This window comes from Rhodococcus sp. P4_E4 (assembly GCF_056401575.1).
Map to the genome: position 1 here is coordinate 220,296 of NZ_JBFUJB010000015.1, position 22,925 is coordinate 243,220.

25 protein-coding genes are annotated in these 22,925 nt (G+C 62.8%); 21 read left to right on the plus strand and 4 right to left on the minus strand.

Going from position 1 to position 22,925, the window contains the following annotated elements:
- From AC1DVN_RS17780 to AC1DVN_RS17830, 11 genes are all read left to right on the plus strand, one after another.
- Positions 1–864, plus strand: a complete 864-nt coding sequence (locus tag AC1DVN_RS17780; RefSeq protein WP_019744376.1) for a redox-sensing transcriptional repressor Rex — start codon at positions 1–3, stop codon at positions 862–864.
- Positions 861–2,222, plus strand: coding sequence for a glutamyl-tRNA reductase (locus AC1DVN_RS17785; RefSeq protein WP_019744375.1), 1,362 nt, complete (start codon positions 861–863; stop codon positions 2,220–2,222). Before AC1DVN_RS17780 ends, AC1DVN_RS17785 begins: the two co-directional genes overlap by 4 nt.
- Positions 2,219–3,193: a hydroxymethylbilane synthase gene (gene hemC, locus AC1DVN_RS17790; protein ID WP_019744374.1), complete on the plus strand. Its 975-nt coding sequence runs from the start codon at positions 2,219–2,221 to the stop codon at positions 3,191–3,193. The genes AC1DVN_RS17785 and hemC overlap by 4 nt, the downstream gene beginning before the upstream one ends.
- Before the next feature lie 60 nt (positions 3,194–3,253).
- Positions 3,254–4,816, plus strand: coding sequence for a bifunctional uroporphyrinogen-III C-methyltransferase/uroporphyrinogen-III synthase (locus tag AC1DVN_RS17795; RefSeq protein ID WP_003941969.1), 1,563 nt, complete (start codon positions 3,254–3,256; stop codon positions 4,814–4,816).
- Positions 4,817–4,891: 75 nt separating this feature from the next.
- A complete protein-coding gene (gene hemB, locus AC1DVN_RS17800) occupies positions 4,892–5,866 on the plus strand; it encodes a porphobilinogen synthase (protein WP_021333925.1) in 975 nt (324 codons plus the stop codon).
- Between the two features lie 49 nt (positions 5,867–5,915).
- Positions 5,916–6,578, plus strand: coding sequence for a hypothetical protein (locus AC1DVN_RS17805; RefSeq protein WP_019744372.1), 663 nt, complete (start codon positions 5,916–5,918; stop codon positions 6,576–6,578).
- Between the two features lie 57 nt (positions 6,579–6,635).
- The gene (locus AC1DVN_RS17810) at positions 6,636–6,791 is read left to right on the plus strand and encodes a hypothetical protein (RefSeq protein WP_019744371.1); all 156 of its coding nucleotides are present in this window, start codon (positions 6,636–6,638) and stop codon (positions 6,789–6,791) included.
- 15 nt (positions 6,792–6,806) lie between these two features.
- Entirely contained in the window at positions 6,807–7,244 is a 438-nt protein-coding gene (locus AC1DVN_RS17815) for a hypothetical protein (protein ID WP_019744370.1), read from the plus strand.
- Complete coding sequence (locus AC1DVN_RS17820) at positions 7,237–7,752, plus strand: hypothetical protein (RefSeq protein ID WP_019744369.1); 516 nt, start codon at positions 7,237–7,239, stop codon at positions 7,750–7,752. Before AC1DVN_RS17815 ends, AC1DVN_RS17820 begins: the two co-directional genes overlap by 8 nt.
- Positions 7,745–8,017 (plus strand): hypothetical protein, encoded by a 273-nt coding sequence (locus AC1DVN_RS17825; protein WP_060939077.1) that lies wholly within the window; start codon positions 7,745–7,747, stop codon positions 8,015–8,017. Before AC1DVN_RS17820 ends, AC1DVN_RS17825 begins: the two co-directional genes overlap by 8 nt.
- Before the next feature lie 31 nt (positions 8,018–8,048).
- Positions 8,049–8,330, plus strand: a complete 282-nt coding sequence (locus AC1DVN_RS17830) for a metal-sensitive transcriptional regulator (protein ID WP_003942012.1) — start codon at positions 8,049–8,051, stop codon at positions 8,328–8,330.
- 12 nt (positions 8,331–8,342) lie between these two features.
- Here the strand turns inward: AC1DVN_RS17830 and AC1DVN_RS17835 are convergent, their stop codons facing one another.
- Positions 8,343–8,954, minus strand: coding sequence for a TetR/AcrR family transcriptional regulator (locus tag AC1DVN_RS17835; RefSeq protein WP_003942004.1), 612 nt, complete (start codon positions 8,952–8,954; stop codon positions 8,343–8,345).
- Positions 8,955–9,208: 254 nt separating this feature from the next.
- Between AC1DVN_RS17835 and AC1DVN_RS17840 the strand changes: the two genes are divergently transcribed.
- The 9 genes from AC1DVN_RS17840 (at position 9,209) to AC1DVN_RS17880 (ending at position 18,800) form a co-directional block, all read left to right on the plus strand.
- Positions 9,209–9,955 carry a 3'(2'),5'-bisphosphate nucleotidase CysQ gene (locus tag AC1DVN_RS17840; RefSeq protein ID WP_477994078.1) on the plus strand — a complete coding sequence of 249 codons (747 nt, stop codon included), beginning with the start codon at positions 9,209–9,211 and terminating at the stop codon, positions 9,953–9,955.
- A complete protein-coding gene (gene cysD / locus AC1DVN_RS17845) occupies positions 9,952–10,857 on the plus strand; it encodes a sulfate adenylyltransferase subunit CysD (RefSeq protein ID WP_020906780.1) in 906 nt (301 codons plus the stop codon). Before AC1DVN_RS17840 ends, cysD begins: the two co-directional genes overlap by 4 nt.
- Complete coding sequence (gene cysN / locus AC1DVN_RS17850; protein ID WP_477994079.1) at positions 10,857–12,758, plus strand: sulfate adenylyltransferase subunit CysN; 1,902 nt, start codon at positions 10,857–10,859, stop codon at positions 12,756–12,758. The genes cysD and cysN overlap by 1 nt, the downstream gene beginning before the upstream one ends.
- Positions 12,759–12,782: 24 nt before the next feature.
- The gene (locus tag AC1DVN_RS17855) at positions 12,783–13,142 is read left to right on the plus strand and encodes a nuclear transport factor 2 family protein (protein ID WP_477994080.1); all 360 of its coding nucleotides are present in this window, start codon (positions 12,783–12,785) and stop codon (positions 13,140–13,142) included.
- Positions 13,136–13,927, plus strand: coding sequence for an SDR family oxidoreductase (locus AC1DVN_RS17860; RefSeq protein ID WP_070384599.1), 792 nt, complete (start codon positions 13,136–13,138; stop codon positions 13,925–13,927). Before AC1DVN_RS17855 ends, AC1DVN_RS17860 begins: the two co-directional genes overlap by 7 nt.
- 22 nt (positions 13,928–13,949) lie before the next feature.
- Entirely contained in the window at positions 13,950–15,095 is a 1,146-nt protein-coding gene (locus tag AC1DVN_RS17865; protein WP_477994081.1) for a sulfotransferase family protein, read from the plus strand.
- A gap of 88 nt (positions 15,096–15,183) precedes the next feature.
- The gene (locus AC1DVN_RS17870) at positions 15,184–16,245 is read left to right on the plus strand and encodes a DUF1214 domain-containing protein (protein WP_021333931.1); all 1,062 of its coding nucleotides are present in this window, start codon (positions 15,184–15,186) and stop codon (positions 16,243–16,245) included.
- A 24-nt stretch (positions 16,246–16,269) separates the two neighbouring features.
- Positions 16,270–17,928, plus strand: a complete 1,659-nt coding sequence (locus AC1DVN_RS17875) for an ABC transporter substrate-binding protein (RefSeq protein ID WP_428691210.1) — start codon at positions 16,270–16,272, stop codon at positions 17,926–17,928.
- A complete protein-coding gene (locus tag AC1DVN_RS17880; protein ID WP_477994082.1) occupies positions 17,925–18,800 on the plus strand; it encodes a TIGR03619 family F420-dependent LLM class oxidoreductase in 876 nt (291 codons plus the stop codon). Before AC1DVN_RS17875 ends, AC1DVN_RS17880 begins: the two co-directional genes overlap by 4 nt.
- Here AC1DVN_RS17880 and AC1DVN_RS17885 read toward each other — a convergent pair.
- Positions 18,791–19,351 carry a TetR/AcrR family transcriptional regulator gene (locus AC1DVN_RS17885; protein ID WP_019744357.1) on the minus strand — a complete coding sequence of 187 codons (561 nt, stop codon included), beginning with the start codon at positions 19,349–19,351 and terminating at the stop codon, positions 18,791–18,793. The genes AC1DVN_RS17880 and AC1DVN_RS17885 overlap by 10 nt on opposite strands.
- Positions 19,352–19,482: 131 nt before the next feature.
- Here AC1DVN_RS17885 and AC1DVN_RS17890 point away from each other — a divergent pair, with 131 nt between their 5' ends.
- Positions 19,483–20,499: a hypothetical protein gene (locus AC1DVN_RS17890; RefSeq protein ID WP_428691209.1), complete on the plus strand. Its 1,017-nt coding sequence runs from the start codon at positions 19,483–19,485 to the stop codon at positions 20,497–20,499.
- Between the two features lie 40 nt (positions 20,500–20,539).
- Here the strand turns inward: AC1DVN_RS17890 and AC1DVN_RS17895 are convergent, their stop codons facing one another.
- The gene (locus tag AC1DVN_RS17895) at positions 20,540–22,471 is read right to left on the minus strand and encodes an acyl-CoA dehydrogenase family protein (protein ID WP_046379830.1); all 1,932 of its coding nucleotides are present in this window, start codon (positions 22,469–22,471) and stop codon (positions 20,540–20,542) included.
- A 59-nt stretch (positions 22,472–22,530) separates the two neighbouring features.
- Positions 22,531–22,878, minus strand: a complete 348-nt coding sequence (locus AC1DVN_RS17900) for a hypothetical protein (protein ID WP_007735283.1) — start codon at positions 22,876–22,878, stop codon at positions 22,531–22,533.
- Positions 22,879–22,925 lie beyond the last annotated feature (47 nt).

Here is a 22,925-nt window from a genome sequence, read left to right on the forward strand (position 1 = left end):
GTGTCGACCGGACGAGGAGCCAGCGACGTGACCGAACCGCACCAGACGCATGAGCCTGTGGCTCAGCGCGTCACCGGCGCTGCGGGCTCTTCTGTCACCGACTCGATCGCTCAGGATCGCGTCATCCCCCAGGCTACGGTGACGCGCTTGGCCGCATACCTGCGGGTCCTCGGAGTGATGTCCGACCGGGGTACCTCCATCGTCTCGAGCGAGGAACTTGCGCAGGCGTCCGGTGTCGGATCAGCGAAGTTGCGCAAGGATCTGTCATTCCTCGGACCCAACGGCGTCCGCGGCGTCGGATACGACGTCAACAGGCTCCGCATCCGCATCGAGCGTGCACTCGGACTCGATCGTGGGCACAAGGTCGTTCTCGTCGGAGTCGGAAACCTCGGCAAGGCGCTGGTCGGCTACGGCGGATTCAGCCGCCGCGGTTTCGAGATGGTCGGACTCTTCGACAGTGACGCAGATCGAATCGGAAGCACAGTCGGCGACCTCGTGGTGCGCAGCACCGAGGAACTGACCGTCGCCTGCCGCGAATTGAACGCGACCATCGGCGTCATCTCCACACCGGACGAGGCCGCGCAGGGCGTGTGCGACCAGTTCGTCAGCGCCGGACTGCGCTGCATCATGAGTTTCTCGCCGATCGCCCTCGACGTTCCCGACCACGTGGAACTGCGACGCGTCGATCTAGCCGTCGAGATGCAGGTTCTCTCCTTCAACAGTGCGCGCAACGCCGATCAGGCATCCAGTGCGCCGCGAGTACGAGTGGCTCACGCCGCATCCGCTTCGTCAGTCCCATCCACCAGTTCACCCGCTCCGGTCGGAGCAGGTTCGACAAGAAACGGATCAGTGATCGCGCCGTGAGTGTTCTGCTTGTCGGGGTCTCGCATCGAACCGCGCCCGTCCCGGTGCTCGAGCGAGTAGCTGTCACCGACACCGATCGTCCGAAGCTGATCGACAAGCTTCTGGCGTCTTCGCACATCTCCGAAGCGATGATCGTCTCCACCTGTAACCGGGTGGAGGTCTACGCGGTGGTGGACGCGTTCCACGGTGCGCTCACCGAGGTCGGTGAAATCCTCGCCGACCATTCAGGTCTCGACCTGACGGCGCTGCACGCTCACGCCTACGTCCGCTACAGCGAAGCAGCGGTCGAACATCTCTTCGCCGTGGCCAGTGGCCTCGATTCGATGGTGATCGGCGAACAGCAGATTCTCGGCCAGATCCGTTCGGCCTACGCATCTTCGGATGCGCAGCAGGCAGCCGGACGCGTCGTCCACGAACTGGCTCAGCAGGCACTGCGCGTCGGCAAGCGAGTGCATTCCGAAACCGGAATCGACTCAGCGGGAGCATCAGTCGTATCCGTGGCTCTTGATCGTGCAGCGGGCATCATCGGTGAGGGCGGCCTCGTCGGCCGCACTGCCGTGGTTGTCGGAGCAGGCTCGATGGGCGGTCTGTCGGTTGCGCATCTGACTCGCGCCGGAATCGAACGCATCGTCGTCGTCAACCGGACACAGGAACGCGCCGAGCACCTGGCAGAGACGGCACGCTCCAACGGCGTCGACGCCGACGGTGTTGCCTTCGATCAGCTTTCGGCCGCGATGGCGCAGGCAGATGTCATGGTCACCTGTACCGGCGCGGTCGGGGCAGTGGTCACCCTGGCGGATGTGCACCGCGCACTCGCCGAGCCCGATCGCGACAACACCAAGCATCTGGTCATCTGCGACCTCGGGCTGCCGCGCGACATCGATCCCGCCGTCGCCGGCCTGCCGGGCGTCACCGTTCTCGACATGGAGACGCTGCAGCGTGATCCGGCGGCAGGCGCAGCCGCTTCCGACGCAGATGCCGCACGCACCATCGTCGCCGGCGAACTTGCGACCTACCTTGCCGGACAGCGCCTCGCCGAGGTCACCCCGACCGTGACGGCTTTGCGTCAGCGCGCCGCCGACGTCGTCGAAGCCGAACTGATGCGGCTCGATTCGCGTCTGCCCGGCCTGGACGATCCGCAGCGCGACGAGGTTGCACGCACCGTGCGACGCGTCGTGGACAAGCTGCTCCACGCCCCGACCGTGCGCGTCAAGCAACTCGCGTCGGCCCCCGGCGGCGACTCCTACGCAGCAGCGCTGCGCGAACTCTTCGAACTCAGCCCCGGATCTCCCGCGGCCGTGGCCACACCCACCGACCTGGTGGACGGCGACCGCACTGGAAGGGACCTGCAGGCATGAGCGTCACCACCCCTCGATCGGGGAGCCCGCTGCGGATCGGCACTCGCGGAAGTCTTCTCGCGACCACGCAGGCCGGTACCGTGCGCGATGCCCTCATTGCAGCGGGACATCCCGCCGAGTTGGTCATCATCAAGACCAAGGGCGACCAGTCCACCGATCCCGTCCAGAAGATCGGCGTCGGAGTGTTCACCGCAGAACTTCGAGAAGCTTTGCTGGACAACCGCGTCGACGTTGCTGTGCATTCCTACAAGGACTTACCGACCGCGCAGGATCCGCGTTTCGTCATCGCGGCGATTCCGCCACGCGAAGATCCGCGTGACGCGCTCGTCGCCCGCGACGGTCTGGTCCTCGGGGAGCTTCCGGCCGGTTCCAAGGTGGGAACCTCCGCGCCGCGCCGCGTTTCGCAGCTCAAGGCACTCGGGCTCGGCCTCGACATCGTGCCGTTGCGGGGCAACCTGCAACGCCGTCTCGGCAAGGTCGAATCCGGTGAACTCGACGCCGTGATCCTCGCTCGCGCCGGCTTGTCCCGTATCGGTCTGCTCGATCTCATCACCGAGAACATCGAGCCCGTGCAGATGCTCCCCGCTCCGGCGCAGGGCGCTCTGGCCGTCGAATGCCTTTCTGCCAATGCGGAATTGGCGGCGATCCTGGCTGAGCACGATGACGCCGGTACCCGGGCGGCAGTCACTGCCGAGCGTGCACTTCTCGCCGAGCTGGAAGCGGGCTGCACCGCTCCGGTCGGAGCGATCGCGGAGATCGTCGAATCCCTCGACGACGACGGCAGAATCTTCGACGAACTGTCGGTACGCGGCTGCGCAGCCGCCATCGACGGTTCGGACGTCATCCGTACCGGCGCCGTCGGTGCGCCGGACAAGGCCGAGGAACTCGGCCGAGCGGTAGCGCGCGAGTTACTCGAACTCGGCGCCCGCGAGTTGATGAACGTGACTACAGGCGAGGCAGCCGATGTTTGACGCCCCACTTTGCACTTGCACCAAGTTCCCATTTCGATACAGCGCACTGGAGAATCACCGATGACCCGAGTCCGAAAGAACACTCCCGGACGGATCCTGTTCGTGGGATCGGGACCGGGCGACCCCGCCCTGCTCACCGTTCGCGCACGTGACGTCCTCACCGGCGCCGCAATGGCATTCACCGATCCGGATGTCGACAAGGGCGTCGTCGCACTCGTCGGGATCGACATGGGCCGCGACGAGGAGACCGGCGAGCTGATCGCGGACGTGCGTCCGGCACTCGGTGAGCCTGCCGAGGTTGCAAAGACATTGGTGCACGAGGCCAAGAACGGCCACGACGTCGTGCGTCTGGTCTCCGGTGACCCGCTGACCACGGATTCCGTGATCGCAGAGGTCACCGCAGTGGCCCGCACCCAGGTTCAGTTCGAGGTTCTCCCGGGTCTGCCTTCGGGTTCGGCAGTGCCGAGCTACGCCGGTATGGCTCTCGGCTCGGGTCACACCGAGGCTGACGTTCGCGGTGAAGTCGACTGGGCTGCTCTGGCCGCTGCACCGGGACCGCTTGTTCTGCACGCGACGTCGGGACATCTCGCCGAGACCGCCAGCGCGCTGGTCGAGAACGGCTTGGCTCCGCAGACGCCTGCTGCCATCACCGTCCGCGGCACCACTCGTCAGCAGCGAACCGTCGAGGCAACTCTCGCGACGCTCAACGAAGCCGGATCCGAACTGGTGGGCTCGCTCATCGTCACCGTCGGCAAGGTTGTCGCGCAGCGCAACAAGATGTCGTGGTGGGAATCGCGCGCACTGTACGGCTGGACCGTCCTCGTGCCGCGCACCAAGGATCAGGCCGGCGAGATGAGCGACCGACTGGTCACTCACGGAGCCATCCCGATCGAGGTTCCGACCATCGCCGTCGAGCCGCCCCGCAGCCCCGCTCAGATGGAGCGTTCGGTCAAGGGGCTCGTCGACGGTCGCTATCAGTGGGTGGTCTTCACTTCCACCAATGCTGTTCGCGCAGTGTGGGAGAAGTTCGAAGAGTTCGGTCTCGACGCTCGCGCCTTCTCCGGCGTGAAGATCGCCTGCATCGGCGAAGCAACCGCAGCCAAGGTCCGCTCGTTCGGCATCAACCCCGAGCTGATCCCGACCGGTGAGCAGTCCAGCGAAGGCCTGCTGGCCGAATTCGCCCCGTACGACGACGTTTTCGATCCGGTCAACCGGGTTCTGTTGCCGCGCGCGGACATTGCAACCGAAACCCTCGCCGAGGGCCTGCGCGAACGCGGTTGGGAGATCGACGACGTCACCGCCTACCGCACCGTCCGGGCAGCGCCGCCGCCGGCCGAGACCCGCGAGATGATCAAGACCGGTGGATTCGACGCCGTCTGCTTCACCTCGTCCTCGACCGTGCGCAACCTCGTCGGCATCGCCGGCAAGCCGCACGCCCGCACGTTGGTCGCGTGCATCGGCCCGAAGACGGCCGAAACTGCTATCGAGTTCGGTCTGCGCGTCGACGTGCAGCCCGAGACCTCGCAGGTGGGACCGCTGGTGGAGGCTCTCGCCGAGCACGCAGCTCGGCTGCGCGCTGAAGGTGCTTTGCCGCCGCCGCGTAAGAAGTCCCGCAGGCGCTAGCGCACCCGTGAGTGGTTGAGGAGTCTGTGGACTCCTCAACCGCTCACAGGTTCCGACGAAGGAGGGCTACTTCTCGTGTTTCCCACTCATCGCCCTCGCCGGCTCCGGCGCACCCCAGCGCTCCGGCGACTCGTGGCAGAGACCTCGCTCGAACCCCGGCACCTCGTGTTGCCGATGTTCGTTGCAGACGGCATCGATGCGCCGCGTGAGATCAGTTCCATGCCAGGCGTTTTCCAGCACACGCTCGATTCGCTGCGGTCCGCCGCGGTGGAAGCAGTGGAAGCCGGCGTCGGTGGTCTGATGCTCTTCGGCGTCCCCAAGGCGGAGGACAAGGACCCTCAGGGCTCCGGTGCCTCCGATCCCGACGGCATCCTCAACGTCGGATTGCGCGCTCTGGCAGAAGAACTCGGCGATTCGACGGTCATCATGGCCGATACCTGCCTCGACGAGTTCACCGATCATGGCCACTGCGGCGTGCTTACCGCCGCCGGCGCCGTCGACAACGACGCAACCTTGATCCGGTACGTCGAAATGGCTCTCGCGCAAGCTGAATCGGGTGCGCACCTGCTCGGCCCCAGCGGCATGATGGACGGTCAGGTGGCTGCGATCCGCGGCGCGCTCGATGCATCCGGGTATGTCGAGGTCGGTCAGCTCGCCTATGCCGCGAAATATGCGTCAGCGTTCTACGGGCCGTTCCGTGAAGCCGTCGGATCCTCACTGCAAGGCGACCGTCGTACTTATCAGCAGGACGGCGCCAACCGCCGCGAGTCGATGCGCGAGGTAGACCTCGACATCGCCGAGGGCGCTGACATGGTGATGGTCAAGCCTGCAATGTCCTACCTCGACATTCTGCGTGAGACCGCCGACCGGTCTCCGGTTCCGGTCGCGGCGTACCAGATCTCGGGTGAGTACTCGATGATCACGGCCGCCGCGCAGAACGGGTGGATCGATCGGGACGCGGCGATTCTCGAATCGCTCACCAGCATTCGCCGCGCCGGTGCCGACGTGGTCCTCACGTACTGGGCGTCGGAAGTTGCCGGATGGCTGTGACGGAGTCGCGCATGGTGGCTGCACCGGTATCGACCGATACGCTGGTGTCATGACCGAGCAGTGGCCGCCGTCGCGCCAGGAACCGCCCCGCCGGGAACCTCCCTACGAGAACCAGCCGTTCGAGAATCAGCCGTACCGCGAACTCGGACCGATGCCGACGGGTCAGATCCCGGGATACGGCCCCGGTTACAACGGATACCCGGGCCCCCAGCCGAAACCCGAGCCGCCGACGGACGTCGTGACTGCGATTCAGTTGTGGTGGGCTGTGACGGCGCTTGGATTGGTCCAGGGCGGCGCGATGATCTGGATGCTGCTCGGGCAGAAGTCGATGTTCGTCGACGAGATGCTCAGGAACCAGGCGGCTGTCGACGCCGGTCTGACACGCTCCGACGTTGAGGGCATGTTCCCACTGGTTATCGTGTTCTCCGCTGTCCTGGTGGTGATCGTCACCGCGGTGTTCCTTTTGTTCGTGCGCTCGATGAGTCGTGGCAAGAACTGGGCTCGAATGTTGCTGACGTTCTGTGGAGTCTTCATGTTGGTCTCTGCGATCCCCGTGATCTTCGGGCTCGGCGGCGACGGCGGCGCGGCCACTCTGCTGTTCGGCGGAGCGGAAATCCTGCAGGCAGTTGCTGCTGTCGGGGCGATCGTGATGATGCACCGAAAAGAGTCCAATCCGTACTTTCTTCGTTTCCCCCCGGCGGGGAACCGATAGGTAGCTCGGGGTACTGTGAAACGGGTCACTGCAGTAGTAGGGGAGAGGTCGTAGACAATGAGTTCTCAGGAAGCCCTGCGCACGGAAAGCACCCACGACGCTCCACTGCGCCAACGTGGTTCACGGACCGAAGTGATCTTGTTCGCGATCCTCGGAGCCTCTGTTCTGGTGACACTCCTGGTGCTCATGATTCCGGGCATCGTCAGCGGATAGCGCACACTTGAACCCGTGAGTATCTCTACGAAGGTCCGGCGCCCGACGGCCGTCGAGGCAGCATTCTGGCTGTGGATCGCCAGCGCGTTCCTACTCATACTCTTCGGCCTGATCAATGTCACCAGCGCCTCGTATTCGCTGCGTGAGCAATTCACCGATCAAGGCGTATCGGCCGGAAACATCGACATCTACGTCACCTTCGTGCGGGTGTCCGGGCTGGTTCTGCTGTTGACCGGCCTTGCGATCGGCGGCCTCGCCGGTCCCACTCGCGCCGGAAAACCTCTGTGCCGACGGATCCTGGTGATCGTGTCCGGGGTGTTCGCGGTGCTGCAGATCGCGCTGGTCGTCGCCGGGATCAGTACCGTGCTCGCGCTTGTCGTTCCCGTCATGCTGATCTGTGCCTGCGTCGCGATCTACCGCGACACCACCCGAAGTTGGTTCGCCCGTGGCTGACCGTGCTCCTGAAATCGGCCCGGACGTTCTGTACTACGAACCGGGATCTCGGTGGTGGGCCATTGCGTTCGGTCCGATCTTCTGCCTGATCGCCTTGGTCATCGAACTGTTCACCGGCCCGGTGGTGCATTGGTTCGGTCTGGCGATGTTCGCCGTGATCCTCACCGGCTTGGTGTACGTGCAGGTGATTGCCGCGCGCCGGCATGCGAGCGTGCTTCTGACCGCGACCACGTTGCGTCAGGGAACCGAAGAGGTGCCGATCACCGAGATCGCCGAGGTGTTCCCGGAGTCCGACGACGCCGCCTACGAAGACGAAATGGAGCCGTGGGAAACGGCACGCGCGCTGGGTGAGCTGTCCGGAGTGCCCCGGCGTCGGCACGGTATCGGCTTGCGTCTGACCACCGGGGGATTGGTGCGAGCGTGGGCGAAAGACGATCGGGCACTTCGCGAGGCGTTGAGCCAGGTTGTCACGGTCGGTGTGGAACCGGACGGGTCTGCCGATGATTGAGGCGCAGCCGACTCCGCTCGTCGACGTGAAGACGTGGATCGGTGTACTCGGTATCGTCGCCGCAACGATTCTGGCGGTCGTGTGCTGGCGAGCGGGTACGACGACGTCCGACTTCGGACCGATATTGGAGGGCGCTCCACCGTTCGAGAGCACGCACTACGACGGTCTCTGGATCTCGGGCGCCGGGTTGTCGATTCTGGTTGCGGGGCTGATGGCCATCGATGTCGTGCGCCGGGCCCGGGTGGGCTTCGTCGCATCGCGATAGCCCTCATACGGGTAGGGGGTATAGTTGCGGTATGAGTAGTTACAGCCCCGAGCAGGACGATCTGCTCAAGCGCCTTCGTCGTATCGAAGGTCAGGTAGCCGGAATTTCACGCATGGTCGCAGACGACCGGTACTGCATCGACGTGCTCACCCAGGTGTCCGCCGCGACGAGCGCGTTGCAGTCCGTGTCCCTGAAGCTTCTCGACGCCCACCTTGCGGGTTGCGTCGTCGAAGCTGCCAAGCAGGGTGGTCCGGAAGCGGACGTCAAGATCAAGGAAGCTCAGGCGGCCATCGCTCGCCTCGTTCGTTCGTAAGGTGTCGGTCCGTCACTCCGTGATGGACCGCGCGAGCGCCCGGGCGGAGAAGCTCACGAAGTACTCGGGTGTGACTTCTTTGGCGATGTTGATGACGATGGTGTCCGACAGGCCTTTGAGTCCGGAGAGCACGAGATGGATCAACGCGGGGTCGTCGATCAACCGGCTCCCTTCGGCTGCAGCAGATTCGGTGAGCGCTCGAATCAATGCCGAGTTGTAGACCGCTACGGATGCGTGAAGTTCCCGCATGCTTTCTCGGTCGGACCCGGCCATGCCTTCGATGTCGCGCCAAGTGGTGGTGAGTCGACCCACCCGTGCCCAGTGCCGAGCAAACTCGGAAATCATGGACTCGAGTAAGGCGCTCAGTCCCTGCTCGCGCGGGAGCGAGTTCACGAAGTCCGCCATTTCCAGCTGACTTTCGCTGAGGAGGGCGGCGAAGATGTCCTGCTTGTCGACGAAGTACTGGTAGATCAGGCCAGTGCTGGTGCCGGCTCGTTTGGCGACAGCGCGGATCGTGAGCGCGGAGTAGCCTCCTTCGTCCAGAAGCGAGATCGCCGCGTCGAGAGTTCGGCGTCGACGCACTTCGGCGTCGCCGTAGATCGACTTGCTGCTGGTACTGCTCATTTGATCACCGTAGTCGGGGCGCTCGGCATCCTCAATTCACATCGAACACTGTTCGTTGTTGAACGCCGCCCAGAATCCAATGTGACTCAGATCATAGAATGAACATTGTTCGAAATAGAATGAACATCGTTCATTCTGGTGTTACGGTATGGCGCAGACCACATCGAGGCCAGTGCAAAGCGCTGGACACTCTGCGGTCGGCCTGACCTTTCTTCCCGTATCGATCGGGAGGTCTACACAGTTGTGGAGTACCTATGACACGCACTAACGATGAACGCGCGGCGATCGACATCGCCGCTGCGGCAGGAGAACTTCTGCTCGACCATCGGAAATCCCTCGGCGAAAACGACGGTGATGTCGCGACTTTCAAGAACGCGGCCGATCGGCTCAGTCACGAATTCATCGTCGCCGAACTTGCCCGACGCTTTCCTGTGGATGCAGTGCTGTCGGAGGAAGGCTCCGACGACCTCGCGAGGTTGAAGGCGGATCGGGTGTGGATCGTCGACCCTCTCGACGGCACCCGCGAGTACGGCGAGGCCGGCCGATCGGACTGGGCGGTGCATGTTGCACTGACCGAAAACAGTGTCCTCACAACAGGTGCGGTCGCGATGCCTGCCCTTGGCGTCACCTATTCCAGCAGCGATGATCGAGCCGGGCGGGATGCCGCGACGCCGGTTCGAGTCGTCGTGTCGCGGACGCGGCGTCCGGAACCGGTCATGCGCATGGCCGACTCGATGGGCGCGGAGTTGATCGAAATGGGATCCGCCGGCGCCAAAGCAATGGCGGTCGTCTCGGGTGAGGCAGACATCTATGCACATGCGGGAGGGCAGTACGAGTGGGATTCGGCGGCGCCCGTTGCCGTCGCACGCGCTGCGGGACTGCATGTTTCGCGTATCGACGGCAGTGAACTGCGCTACAACCAGGAAAACCCGTGGTTGCCGGATCTGCTGATCTGCCGACCTGAACTCGCCCCGAAAGCACTGGAGGAACTGGGCCGATGACCGCGACACTGACGCACCTCGAACGACTCGAAGCCGAGAGCATTCACATCATGCGTGAAGCTGTTGCCCAGAGCGAGAACCCGGTGATGTTGTACTCGGTGGGCAAGGACTCCGCTGTGATGCTGCATCTGGCGCGCAAGGCCTTCTATCCGTCGAAGCTGCCGTTTCCGCTTCTGCACGTCGATACCACGTGGAAGTTCCGTGAAATGTACAAACTTCGTGACAGTACCGCTGCTGCAGGCGATCTCGATCTGATCGTCCACACCAACCCAGACTGCGTGAAGCAGGGGATCAACCCGTTCACTCACGGCAGCGCTGTCCATACCGATATGTGGAAGACCGAAGGCCTCAAACAAGCCCTCGATCACTACAAGTTCGACGCTGCATTCGGCGGCGCCCGCCGTGACGAAGAAAAATCCCGCGCCAAGGAACGCATCTTCTCGATCCGATCAGCTGCGCACCGTTGGGATCCCAAGCAGCAGCGACCGGAACTGTGGCGGATGTACAACGTCCGCAAAGCGCCGGGCGAGAGCCTGCGCGTCTTCCCTCTCTCGAACTGGACCGAGCTGGATGTTTGGGAATACATACGCCAGGAAGAGATTCCGATCGTTCCGCTGTATTTTGCCGACAAGCGGCCCGTCGTCGAGCGGGGCGGTGCGCTGATCATGGTCGACGACGACCGGATGCCGTTGCTGCCGGGAGAGACTCCGGAACTCAAGAGCGTTCGTTTCCGCACCCTCGGCTGCTACCCGCTGACCGGAGCCGTCGAATCGACCGCAACGAGCCTGACCGAGATCATCTCGGAAATGTTGCTCACCACCACTTCCGAACGCCAGGGACGGGTCATCGACCACGACTCCAGTGCGTCGATGGAAAAGAAGAAGCAAGAGGGGTACTTCTGATGACTGTTTCCTCGGATCTGATCGCTGACGACATCGAGGCGTACCTCGAACGTCATGCAAACAAGAGCATGCTGCGATTCATCACGTGCGGCAGCGTCGACGACGGCAAGAGCACCTTGATCGGCCGTCTGCTCTACGAATCGAAACTCGTCTTCGACGACCAGCTGACGGCGCTCGAAGCCGATTCGCGCAAGAGCGGAACCCAGGGGGAGGGGCTCGATTTCGCGCTCCTGGTCGACGGTCTCGCCGCCGAACGTGAGCAGGGCATCACGATCGACGTCGCCTACCGCTACTTCACGACCGAGCGACGCAAGTTCGTCGTCGCCGATACTCCAGGGCACGAGCAGTACACCCGAAACATGGTGACGGGCGCGTCGACCGCCGATCTTGCTGTGATCCTTGTCGATTCCCGCAAGGGGATACTGACTCAGACCCGCCGGCACTCGTATCTGGTGTCGTTGCTGGGGATCAAGCACGTGGTGCTTGCCGTGAACAAGCTCGACCTCGTCGACTACTCGCAAGAGGTCTTCGATGCCATTACCGCGGATTACGCAGAGTTCGCTCACGAGATCGGTCTGGACGGGTTCGTCGCCATCCCGCTCTCGGCATACATGGGTGACAATCTCACCGAGCGCAGTGCGAATACCCCGTGGTACTCCGGACCAAGCCTGATCGAGCATCTCGAAAGCGTGGACATCGACGATGCTGCCGCCGCGGCTCCGTTCCGGATGCCGGTGCAGTGGGTCAACCGGCCGGACCTCGACTTCCGCGGATTCTCCGGCCAGATCGTTTCCGGCACCGTATCTCCCGGAGATCCCATCCGCGTGCTCCCCAGTGGAAAGACGTCCACAGTCGAGCGCATCGTGACCATGGGTGGCGACCTCGACGTTGCCGGTGCGGGCCGCTCGGTCACCATCACGCTCGCCGACGAGATCGACATCAGTCGCGGTGATGTGCTGTCCATCGGCGACAATCCGCCGGCCGTAGCCGATCAGTTCGAGGCCTGCATCGTCTGGATGGGTGAGGCTCCCATGCTGCCCGAACGGCCGTTCCTGTGCCAGATCGGTACCGTGACAGTCACTGCGCGCATCACCAAACCGAAACACAAGATCAACGTCAACACTCTCGAGAAGACCGCAACGACTACTCTCGCGCTCAACGAAATCGGTGTCTGCAACCTCAGTTTCGATCGACCGGTCCCGTTCGACCCGTACGTCGGCAACCGTGACACCGGTAGCTTCATCCTCATCGACCGCCTCACCAACGGCACTGTCGGTGCGGGCATGATCACGCACTCGCTGCGTCGATCGGACAACATTCACTGGCAATCCGTCGACGTCGACGAGGCCGCGCACACCAGGCTCAAGGGACACCAACCCGCAGTTCTGTGGTTCACCGGTCTCTCCGGTTCGGGAAAGTCGACCATCGCGAACGATGTCGAGCGTCAACTGCACGCACTCGGCGCACACACCTACCTCCTCGACGGAGACAACGTCCGTCACGGGCTGAATCGAGACCTCGGATTCACCGAAGCCGACCGCGTCGAGAACATCCGTCGCGTCACCGAGGTCACCCGACTGATGGCGGACGCCGGTCTGATCGTGCTCGCGTCCTTCATTTCACCGTTCGAGGCGGAGCGTCATGCCGCCCGTGAATTGATCGGCGACGAACAGTTCGTCGAAATCTTCGTCGACACCGCTCTTGCCGTCGCAGAGGAGCGAGATCCCAAGGGGCTGTACAAGAAGGCTCGACGTGGCGAGTTGGTGAACTTCACCGGAATCGATTCGCCGTACGAACCGCCGCAGAACCCTGACATTCACATCGACACCAGTGTCACGACGACTGAGGACGCTGCGAACGCGATCGTCGACCATCTTCGCGCCCGCGGAACCATTTCTTGATCCGCCTGAACATGAGGAGCATCCATGCCTGACAGGGCTGAAATAGTTTCTGCCGTAGAAGATTACGTCAAGTGTCTCGGAAGTCACGACGTCGACGGCCTGGTTGCGCTGTTTGCGCCCGACGCAGTTCAACACGAACCGCTGGGGGTCCAGACCTACCGCGGAATCGACGCGATTCGCGAATTCGACACCGCGAACGCGCAGGTCGATTTCACAGTCAGCCTGCTCGGCCCGATTTCGGTGACGGGAAAATACGCAGCAATGCAGCTTCGGGTACAGCGCGTCGGGATGGCCGACTTCGCTGCCTCCGACCTGTTCGAGTTCGACGAGAACGGCAAGATCGTTTCTCTGAGTGTTGTTCTCGATCCGCAGGCACTGTGCTGACCCATCAGGGCCTGCTGGCAGGCAAGGTTGTCGTCGTCTCGGGAGTGGGCCCGGCGCTGGGTCGTTCGATTGCGGTGCAGAGTGCGGCGGCCGGAGCAAAAGTTGTTCTGGCCGCCCGCACACCCGAGCGTTTGGAATCTGTGGCAACCGAGATCCGAGACCGCGGCGGAATTGCACTGGCCATTCCGACCGATCTCACCGACGTCGATTCGATCTCCTCGTTGGCTGAGACTGCGCTCGCAGAGTTCGGCGGCGTGGACTGCCTCGTGAACAACGCCTTTGTCCAACCGGCGCAGGTCTCGCTCCTGGACGCCGACATGGCGTCCATCCAGTCGGGTATCGACATCAACCTGCTTGCGGCGTTGAACGTGACACGCGCGTTTGTGCCGGCATTGACCGAGGCGGAGGGCTCCGTCGTGATGGTGACGTCCATGGTGCTGCGTAATCAGCTTCCCGGGTTCGGGGCCTACCGCATCATGAAATCCGGGCTCCTGGCAATGGCACGCAGTTTGTCGATCGATCTCGGTCCCAAGGGCGTTCGAGTCAATTCGGTTGCTCCCGGCTATATCTGGGCGGACTCGGTCAAGAACATGTTCGAGAAAAAGGCGGCGGCAGCTGGGGTCGACCCCAAGGTCATTTACGACGAGGTTGCAGCGGGCGCCGATCTGCGCCGGCTACCCGAACCTGACGACATCGCCAATGCCGTCGTCTTCCTCTTATCCGATTCGGCCAGAGCCATCGCCGGGCAATGTCTCGACGTCAACTGCGGTCACACCCACCACTGAACAACCCCACAAGGAATTACAGATGACACAGGATTACGACGGCATCGGTTCCATCGACGACTTGCACCAGGTCGCGCGTGAGGAGACCGGGTACGAAAACTTCGGCAGCGACAGCTATCTCGAAGGGCTTCGAGTTCTGCTCGAGTCGTTCCAGCAGGAAGCCGACCTCACTCCGCACGGCAAGGTGATCGCTCGCAAGATGATCGTCGGAGCGCTCGCGGGACGCCTGACCAGTGAGGCCGGATTCGCGAAATACCCCGAGCACATCGACGTTCCGATCGAACGCCCGATCTTCGTGGTCGGGTTGACCCGCACCGGCAGCACCGCGCTGCACCGCTTGCTCGGTGCCGACCCAGCGCATCAGGGCGCCGAGATGTGGCTCGCCGAGACGCCGCAGCCGCGCCCCGAGCGCGACAAGTGGTCGGAGAACGAAGATTACGTTCGCTCCGACGCCTTCTACCGTGCTCGCCAGCGTAACGAGGCAGACCTGATGAAGGTTCATTTCATGGGGGCGGAGGAGGTCGAGGAATGCTGGCGGCTGCTGCAGCAGACGATGCTCTCGACCGCGTTCGAGACGGTGGCGTACGTGCCGAGTTACACCCGGTGGCTGGCGGAGCAGGACTGGACCGAAACATATGCGCGGCACAAGAAGAACCTGCAGTTGATCGGGCTGCACGACCAGGACAGACGGTGGGTGCTCAAAAGCCCGAGCCATGTCTTCGCGATCGACGAGATCATGTCGGTCTATCCGGATGCACTGTTCGTTCGGACCTTCCGGGACCCGTTGACATCGATGGCGTCCACCTTCAGCCTCGTCGAGCAGGGCGGACACGACATGTCGAGGGCCTTCGATCGTCCGGCCATCGGGCGCACGCAACTGGAGTTGTGGGCGCGAGGGAATGCGAACTTCAACAATGCCCGTAGCCGTTACAACCCCGATCAGTTCATCGACGTCGACTACAAGGACTTCATCGCAGATGCGGTCGGCACCGTCGAGAAGATCTACGCGCAGTTCGACCTGCCATTCACTGACGAGGCTCGCGCAGCGGTGGAGGCGTCGCATCAGGCCAGCCTTGCCGAGCACCGTCGTCCGTCGCATCGCTATTCGCTCGAGGATTTCGGCGTGAGCGCTGCCGACGTCGAAGCGAAGTTCGCCACCACACCCTGAAGCCCTCCGGCCCTGTGCGCCTTTTTGGTAGTGCCGACTACCAAAAAGGYGCACAGGGCGAAGCCCCAACTGAAACAAGGAGATTCACATGAATGCTGTTTGGGAAAAGTTCTGCGCAGATCTGCTCGAGGTCGGAAAGGTCCTGGAGGACGAGATCGTCCCTCAGGATCCGCTGACTCAAGCCGAGGGCATCCGCTACCTGAGTCGGTTGCTTCGGTACGGCACGATCAACTGTGTCGAGTACACCGATCCACGGTGGCCGCAGTTCTCGTCGGCTCCGAACCCGAACATGATGACGAAGATCGGTGCCGACAACCCGGACAACGTCTACATGCGCGCCAACATTTCCGGTAAGTACAACTACCGGATCATCGGCACCCGAGGCACCGTCCCGCTGATCACCTTCGGCTCGCGCGTCAATCGATACCACATCGACGGCACCATGCTGCAGACCGGAGATCTGCATATCCACGACCTCGAGGTCGACGAGAACGGCCGTTTCGAGTTCATCGCGAGCGTCGACAAGCCCGCTGAGGGCGCTTGGCTGCCTTTGGCGCCCGACAGCAACCTCATCTCCGTTCGGCAAACTCACCAGGATCGGCGCAACGAGGTCATCGGTGATCTGACCATCGAATGCCTGAACCCGGACGGCGAGTTCGTCCCGCTGAGTCCGGAAGAGATCGGCGAACGCCTCACCAAGTCCGTCGGGATCGTGAAGGGGATGGCGGAGACCTTCCTGGAGTGGTCGCGCAAATTCCAGCCGCACACCAACGAGATCTTCGATTGGGGACAGGACTACTTCCAGGACGCCGGCGGCGATCCGACGATCTTCTACTTCCACGGTTACTGGAAGCTCGCCGAGGACGAGGCGTGGGTCATCGAGACCGAGGTTCCGAACTGCGAGTACTTCAACTTCGTGCTGCAGAACTTCTGGGTCGAGTCCCTCGACTACAACCGCACGAACATCTACATCAACAATCACACCGCGAAGCTCAACGACGACGGCACCATGACAATCGTCGTGGCGGCGAAGGATCCGGGTTACGGCAACTGGATCGACACCGATTCGCATGCCGAGGGCACATGGGCGCTGCGCTGGATCAAGGCGGACTCGCACCCGATCCCGACGTCGAAGGTAGTCAAGATCTGACACGCTGACGGAGATTGGGAACGTATGTACACCAAGAAGATTAGGTTCGGCCCTCGCTTTGTCGCGCTCGGGCTCGCCGGTGCATTGATGTTGGCCGGCTGCGCGTCGAGCAGTGGGGACAACTCGGGATCGGCTTCACCGAGCAGTAGTGGCGCAGCTGGTTTTGTGGGCGCCCCAGATGTGGGGGAGCGGATCGACGGCGGTGTTCTCACCTTCGGGTCCTATTCGTTCCCTTCCTCGTTGGACCCCACGAGAACGCAAGCCGCCGGTTCGACCGGCGGAACCGAAATGGCCGCGATTTACGACACGTTGGTACGCAGCGACTCCACAAACGGGAGCTTCGTGCCACAACTCGCGAAGACACTGTCGAACAACAGCGACTTCACTTCGTACACCGTCACTTTGGCTGATGGCCTCACCTTCAGCGACGGAAGTCCGCTCGACGCGGAAGCAGTCAAGTGGAGTATCGATCGATTCGTGGCACGCAAGGGTGATGTATCGCAGACCTGGCTCAACATCGTGGATCGGATCGAGACGCCCGACGCCACCACAGTCGAATTCGTGCTCGAGCGGCCCTGGCGTCAATTCCCGGCGCTGTTGTCGCTCGGCCCCGGAATGATCGTTGCGCGAAGTTCAGGGGGAAAGGCAGGTTCGGTTTCAGGAACCGGGGAGGGAGCGTTCACACCGATCGGGGCGGGTCCGTTCACCTTGGCCAAGTTCGCCCCGCACGAAGAACTGGTACTCGCCGCACGCACGGATTATCAGGGCGGTAAACCGCCACTGGACACAGTGCGGTTTGTTCCCACGTCGGGTGCGCAGTCTCAGTACGAATCGTTGAAGAGCGGCCAGATCGACATGACGTACATCCTCCGCGACGAGGCCGTGATCGAACAAGCTCTCGACGACGGATACTCGGGTTACCTCAGTCCGACCGGACAGAACGGGATCGGCACGATCAACAATCGCGAGGGCAAGCCCGGGGCCGATGTACGCGTCCGTCAGGCGATCGCCTACGGGGTGGATCCGGAGGCGGTCAATACTCGTGCGAACAACGGATTGGGCACCGCCAGTTCCGATCTGGTCCCGCAGACGTCACGTTGGTTCAACAACACAGCAGGTATTCCGTTCGATCAGGTGAAGGCAAAGGCGCTGCTGGATCAAGCAAAGTCCGACGGGTACGACGGGAAACTCCGCTACCTCACCACCCCGGAGCCCAGCCAACAGGCGACGGCACTGACGGTTCAGGCGTCGCTGAACGCGATCGGTTTCGACGTCACCATCGACTACGCGACCGATGTGACCGATCTGGTTCGACGGGTATACAAGGACCACGATTTCGACATGACCAGAGGTGGCGCTCCGGTCGGAGAAGAAGCGCCGTACCTCAACTTGTACAACAGTATGGCCAGTGATTCGAAGAACAACCCGTCCGGCTTCGCGGACCCGGAGATGGACGCGATGATCACAGCTGTGCAGACGGCATCGACGGACGATGCTGTCCGTGAGGCGATCAGCAAGGTGCAGGAGTACGCCAACGCGACTGTGCCTTACGTGATCTGGGGGCCGGCGTCGGTGTTGACCGCATGGGACGGCAATGTTCACGGCGTCGTACGCAACATCACCGACATCATGTTCTTGGGCGGCGCTTGGATCTCGCCCAACGGCGAAACGGTGGAACGATGAAGTGGTCCTTGGCGGGTGCGATGATCGACGCCCTGGAACTGTGCGAGTTGGCGCAGGTCGCCGAAGAGGTGGGGTTCGACGGAATCGCGATGCCGGATTCCGTGTTCTATCCCGAGCAGGTGTCGGCGCCGTACCCGTACACTGCTGACGGGAAGCGGATGTGGGCGCCCGAGACGCCGATGCCTGATCCGTCCATTGCCATGGCGGCGATGGCGGCCGTCACATCGCGAATTCAGTTCTACACCAACGTGTTCAAACTTCCACTGCGCGATCCGCTGTTGACAGCCAAGCAGGTCGCGACCATGGCCGTGATGTCGAGGAACCGCGTCGCCCTCGGCGTCGGTTTGTCCTGGATTCCCGAGGAATTCACCTTCACCGGTACCGAGATGCGCACCCGCGGTGCGCGTACCGACGAAGCCATCGAGATCATCAAGGCGGTGTGTGCGGGACGTGGGCCGGAATGGGTCGAATACCACGGCAAGCACTACGATTTCGACGCTCTGATGATCAGTCCTGCTCCGGAGATTCCGGTTCCGATCTACATCGGTGGGCACAGCGAACCGGGGTTGCGTCGTGCAGCCAGGCTGGCTGACGGTTGGATGTCGGTGAACGCGACCAATGCCGAATTGGCCTCCGCTATCGATCGCCTCACGGAATTGCGGGTCGAGTACGGTCGTGCCGATGTTCCTTTCGGCGTCAACGTCTCGCCGACGGATGTTCGTGATCTGGACGGATATCGCGAACTCGAGACTCTCGGAGTCACGGAAATCAGAGTGTTGCCCTGGTATCGCTACGGAGTTGACGCCGGTGATCGTCAGGGGCGACTCGACTCCATTCGGCGGTTTGCCGAGGAGGTCATCACTCAGTACTGATCGATCAGCGTCTGCATCGCCCGGCCGTAGAGTTTTGCCAACTCGTCGCGATCTGCGGACTGGGGGATGCTCTCGTCGCTGAGGACGCTCAACAGGCCGGACACCTGGGCGGAGACCAGGAGTGCGCGGGTGTACGCGTCTTCACCGTCGAGGCGAGCGGCGAGATTGGTGGCAAACGTGCCTGTCATCTCGCGCAGTCGCTCCCGGATGCGTGGACTGTCCGACGCTCGCATGAGCGCTGTGTACACCGACAGCATCCGGGCGTCGGCCTTGCCCAGGACGAAGGCTGCGATCCGCTCACCGAGGGTGTCGAGTGGGCCGTCGAACTGACCTTCGAAGTAGTCCGCAACCGGAGTGGTTTCCAGGAACAGCGCTTCCTTCGACCCGAAATGCCGGATGACCAGGGCCGGATCGATTCCGGCAACTTTGGCGATGGCGCGAACTGACGTGCCGCCGAACCCGTGCTCACCGAATAGTTGGAACGCTGCGGCGCGAATCGCCTCGGACGTCGAGGGCTGTTCCTGCTCTGGTGTGTGCCTCGTGGATGTCACGACATCGACCTCTGTGCTCGCTCGCCGACCTCGTTGTCAACGGCGTTGACTCTAACGTGTCAACAGTGTTGACTGTTGAGTCTGTCAACGGTGTTGACAGCTAGATGCGGTTAGTGAAGAGAGTGTGAAATATGACAGATACCGATGTCCGCGTTCCCAGTGAAGAGGTTGTCGATCCGCCGACCAACTGGAAGATGGTGGGCAGTGGACTCGCGTTTCCGCTGTTCTTCGTCATCATGTTCTGCCTGTGTTACGTCAGCGCGTTCCACTCGCCGATGCCGAACCAGGCACCGATCGTGGTGATTGGTCCAGCATCTGTGACGGCGTCGTTGATCGAGGGAATCGAAGCCACGTCTGGCGACAAATTCGACCTCGTCGCCACAGAGAACTCGGCTGAGGCGATCTCGCGCATCGACAACCGTGACGCTATCGGCGCCGTCGAGATCGGTGACACCGTGACCGCACATATCGCCACCGGTGCGGGCGCCTCGACGGTTTCCGTGGTGAGCAGCTTGGCGCATTCCGTCGCGGAGCAGACGGGGCAGCAGGTCACGGTGATCGACTCGGCGCCCGTCACGGCGCGCGACTCCTCGACCGTCGGGCTCTTCTACTTCCTGATCGTCTGCACCCTCGGTGGCTACCTGACCATCACGGTGCTCAGTCAGGTTGCGCCGAGAATGCGGCTGCGAGAGCAGTATTCGATCCTGGCCGGTGCGGCGATACTCACCCCGCTCATAGCCTTCGGCATCACCAGCATCTTCATGCACGCCTTCGGGGCGTCGGTCGGTCAGATCCTGCAATTGCTGGGGATCTCGATGCTCTACACGTTCACCGTCGGTGCGGTGAGCATCCTGCTCAATCGACTGCTCGGCCAAGCCGCGATCTTCGCGGTGCTGACGGTGCTCGTTTTCATCAACTTCCCGAGTTCGGGTGGTGCGATCCCGGTGTCGTTCCTGCCCGGATTCTGGCAGCACATCCATTCGTTCTGGCTCGGATCAGCGGCCATGGAGCCCATCCGCTCCGTCATCTACTTCGATGGGAACGGCGCCGGACCGCACCTGCTCGTTCTGGGGATCTGGCTGGTCGCGGCACTCGGCCTGACCGGACTGCTTGCCTCTCGGCAGTCGAAAAAGACGGCAGCGCAATAAATGTGGTGGGGCCGGCGATTGCCGACCCCACCCGAACCCTTTACTTCAGCCGTACGGCGTCCGTGCCCGGTCCGTCGAGCATCGCGGACCCCAGCAGGATGTCCGGAATGCCGAACCCGTCGATCAGTGTCTCGACGTGGGGGCGCAGGGTGCGGCAACGCTCGTTGATCCCGCGCGTCACGGCCTTCGAACGCTCCACCGACAGATGCCGGTGCTCCATGAACCAGGCCTTGTCCTCTTCGATCACGGACAGTGCGTAGAGATCGCACACCTCGCCGAAGAGTTCCTTTGCGGTCTCGTCCTCACACGAGTCGATGCCGGCGACGAATGCTTCCAGGATGACACGCTCGATGTGCGCCTGAGCGGCTTTGAGTACGTGGTCCTGCACGAAGTTGAACGCGTCGAACGGGTTCTCCTCGCGTTTCTGCGCTGCCTGCAATCGCCTTGCCGCAGTGGCGAGTAGGTACTCCTCGCGGTCCTCGAACATCTTCATCTGGGTGCCGCGGTTGAAGAGGCTGCCGTCCTCTTCGTTGTCCTGGCGAGTGTCGACGATCGTCTGCAGGATCTGCTGCGCTGCCGTGCGCTTCTTGACCACGTCGGAGACCGTCGTCGCCGCGAACCGCATCCAGTCGACCGGGCTCATGCCGCGGACTTCGTCGGCGTACGAGGTGAGGAGTTCTTTTGCGACCAACTGCGTCAGAACGTGGTTGTCACCCTCGAACGTGGTGAAGACGTCGGTGTCAGCCTTGAGTGCGGTGAGGCGGTTCTCGGCGAGATAGCCTGCGCCACCACAGGCTTCGCGTGCTTCTTGGATTGCCCGGGTGGCATGCCACGTGTTGGCGGCCTTGAGTCCGGCGGCGCGACCTTCGAGTTCGCGCTGCTCCTGCGGATCCGGGTCGTCGCTGCTCTGGATGTCGTGCATCGCGGCGACGAGTTCGTTCTGTGCGAACTGCAGAGCGTACGAGCGGGCGATCAACGGCAGCAGACGCTTCTGATGGACGAGGTAGTCCATGATCAGGACCTCGTCGTCACTCTTCGGAGCACTGAACTGCCTGCGCTGCAGGGCATATCGACCGGCAATGGCCAATCCCACGCGGGCGGCCGCTGCCGCCGAACCACCGACGGTGACACGTCCACGAACCAATGTGCCGACCATCGTGAAGAACCGACGGTTCGGGTTCTCGATCGCCGAAGTGTACGTGCCGTCCTCGGCGACGTCGGCGTAACGGTTGAGCAGGTTCTCACGCGGGATGCGGACCTGGTCGAAGACGATGCGGCCGTTGTCGACTCCGGGCAGTCCACCCTTGAGCCCGCAGTCGGACGTCGTCACTCCGGGGAGGTCGTTGCCGGCGTCGTCACGAATCGGCACGACAAAGCAGTGGACGCCCTGGCTTTCGCCTCCGGTGATCAGCTGTGCGAACACTGCCGCGACAGTGGCGTGCTGGGCAGCGCCGCCGATGTAGTCCTTGCGAGAAGACGGGGTGGGGGAGTTGACGACGAACTCGCCCGTCTCGACGTCGTAGGTTGCCGTGGTTTCGAGTTCCTGGACGTCGCTGCCGTGACCGGTCTCGGTCATCGCAAAGCAACCGAGCAGGTCCAGGTCGATCAGCGGCTTGACGTACGCCTGGTGGTGACGCTCGGTGCCGAGGTTTTCGATGGCGCCGCCGAACAGTCCCCACTGCACGCCGGCCTTGACCATCAGTGAGAGGTCGGACATCGCGAGCATCTCGATGCTGGTGACGGCGCCACCCGCGTCGCCCGTTCCACCGTGAGAGACCGCGAAACCGTTTGCGGCGTAGCCGAGATCGGCGAGGACCCGCATCTGTTCGAGAGCCTTGGAGCGCGCAATGGCGGTGTTGGGTGTGTAGTGCGGAGCAAAACGTTCGTCGTTCAATTCGCCGCGAACGCGCTCACGCACCTCCCGCCAGCGTCCGTCGAGTGTTGTCCTGAGGTGGTCCGCTGTGGTGGCCATGGAACCGACGATAGCGCGTAGCGCACCGCGGGCAACCCGGTTCGATCCCAACCTCACATTCAGCAGGAGCCCGCGGCACCCGCTTCGATTCCTTGGCGGAAGAGTTCCTTCTCGCTCTCGGACATAGCCTGGTACGAAGGGTCGTTCTCGACGATCTTCAGGAAGTCGGCGCCCGCTGTCTGTGTCGACGTGTCGCCGCTCTGAACACGCTGCTGAACGTAGACGGACACTGCCGAACACCCGCCGAGAAACGCCGGGTCGGTGCTCGTTGCCGCGGTGGTTCGAGCCGAGTCTGTGGCGCTCGGCGGCGACGAAACTGTCGCCTTGTCGTCGTTCGAAGCGTCCGAACCACACGATGTGAGAAGAATCGCAGCCGAGACCATCAGCGTCGTCAACAGTCGCTTCATGCTCGGAATCGTCTCACGCGGGGCCCGGTTCGACCGGAAAACTCGCC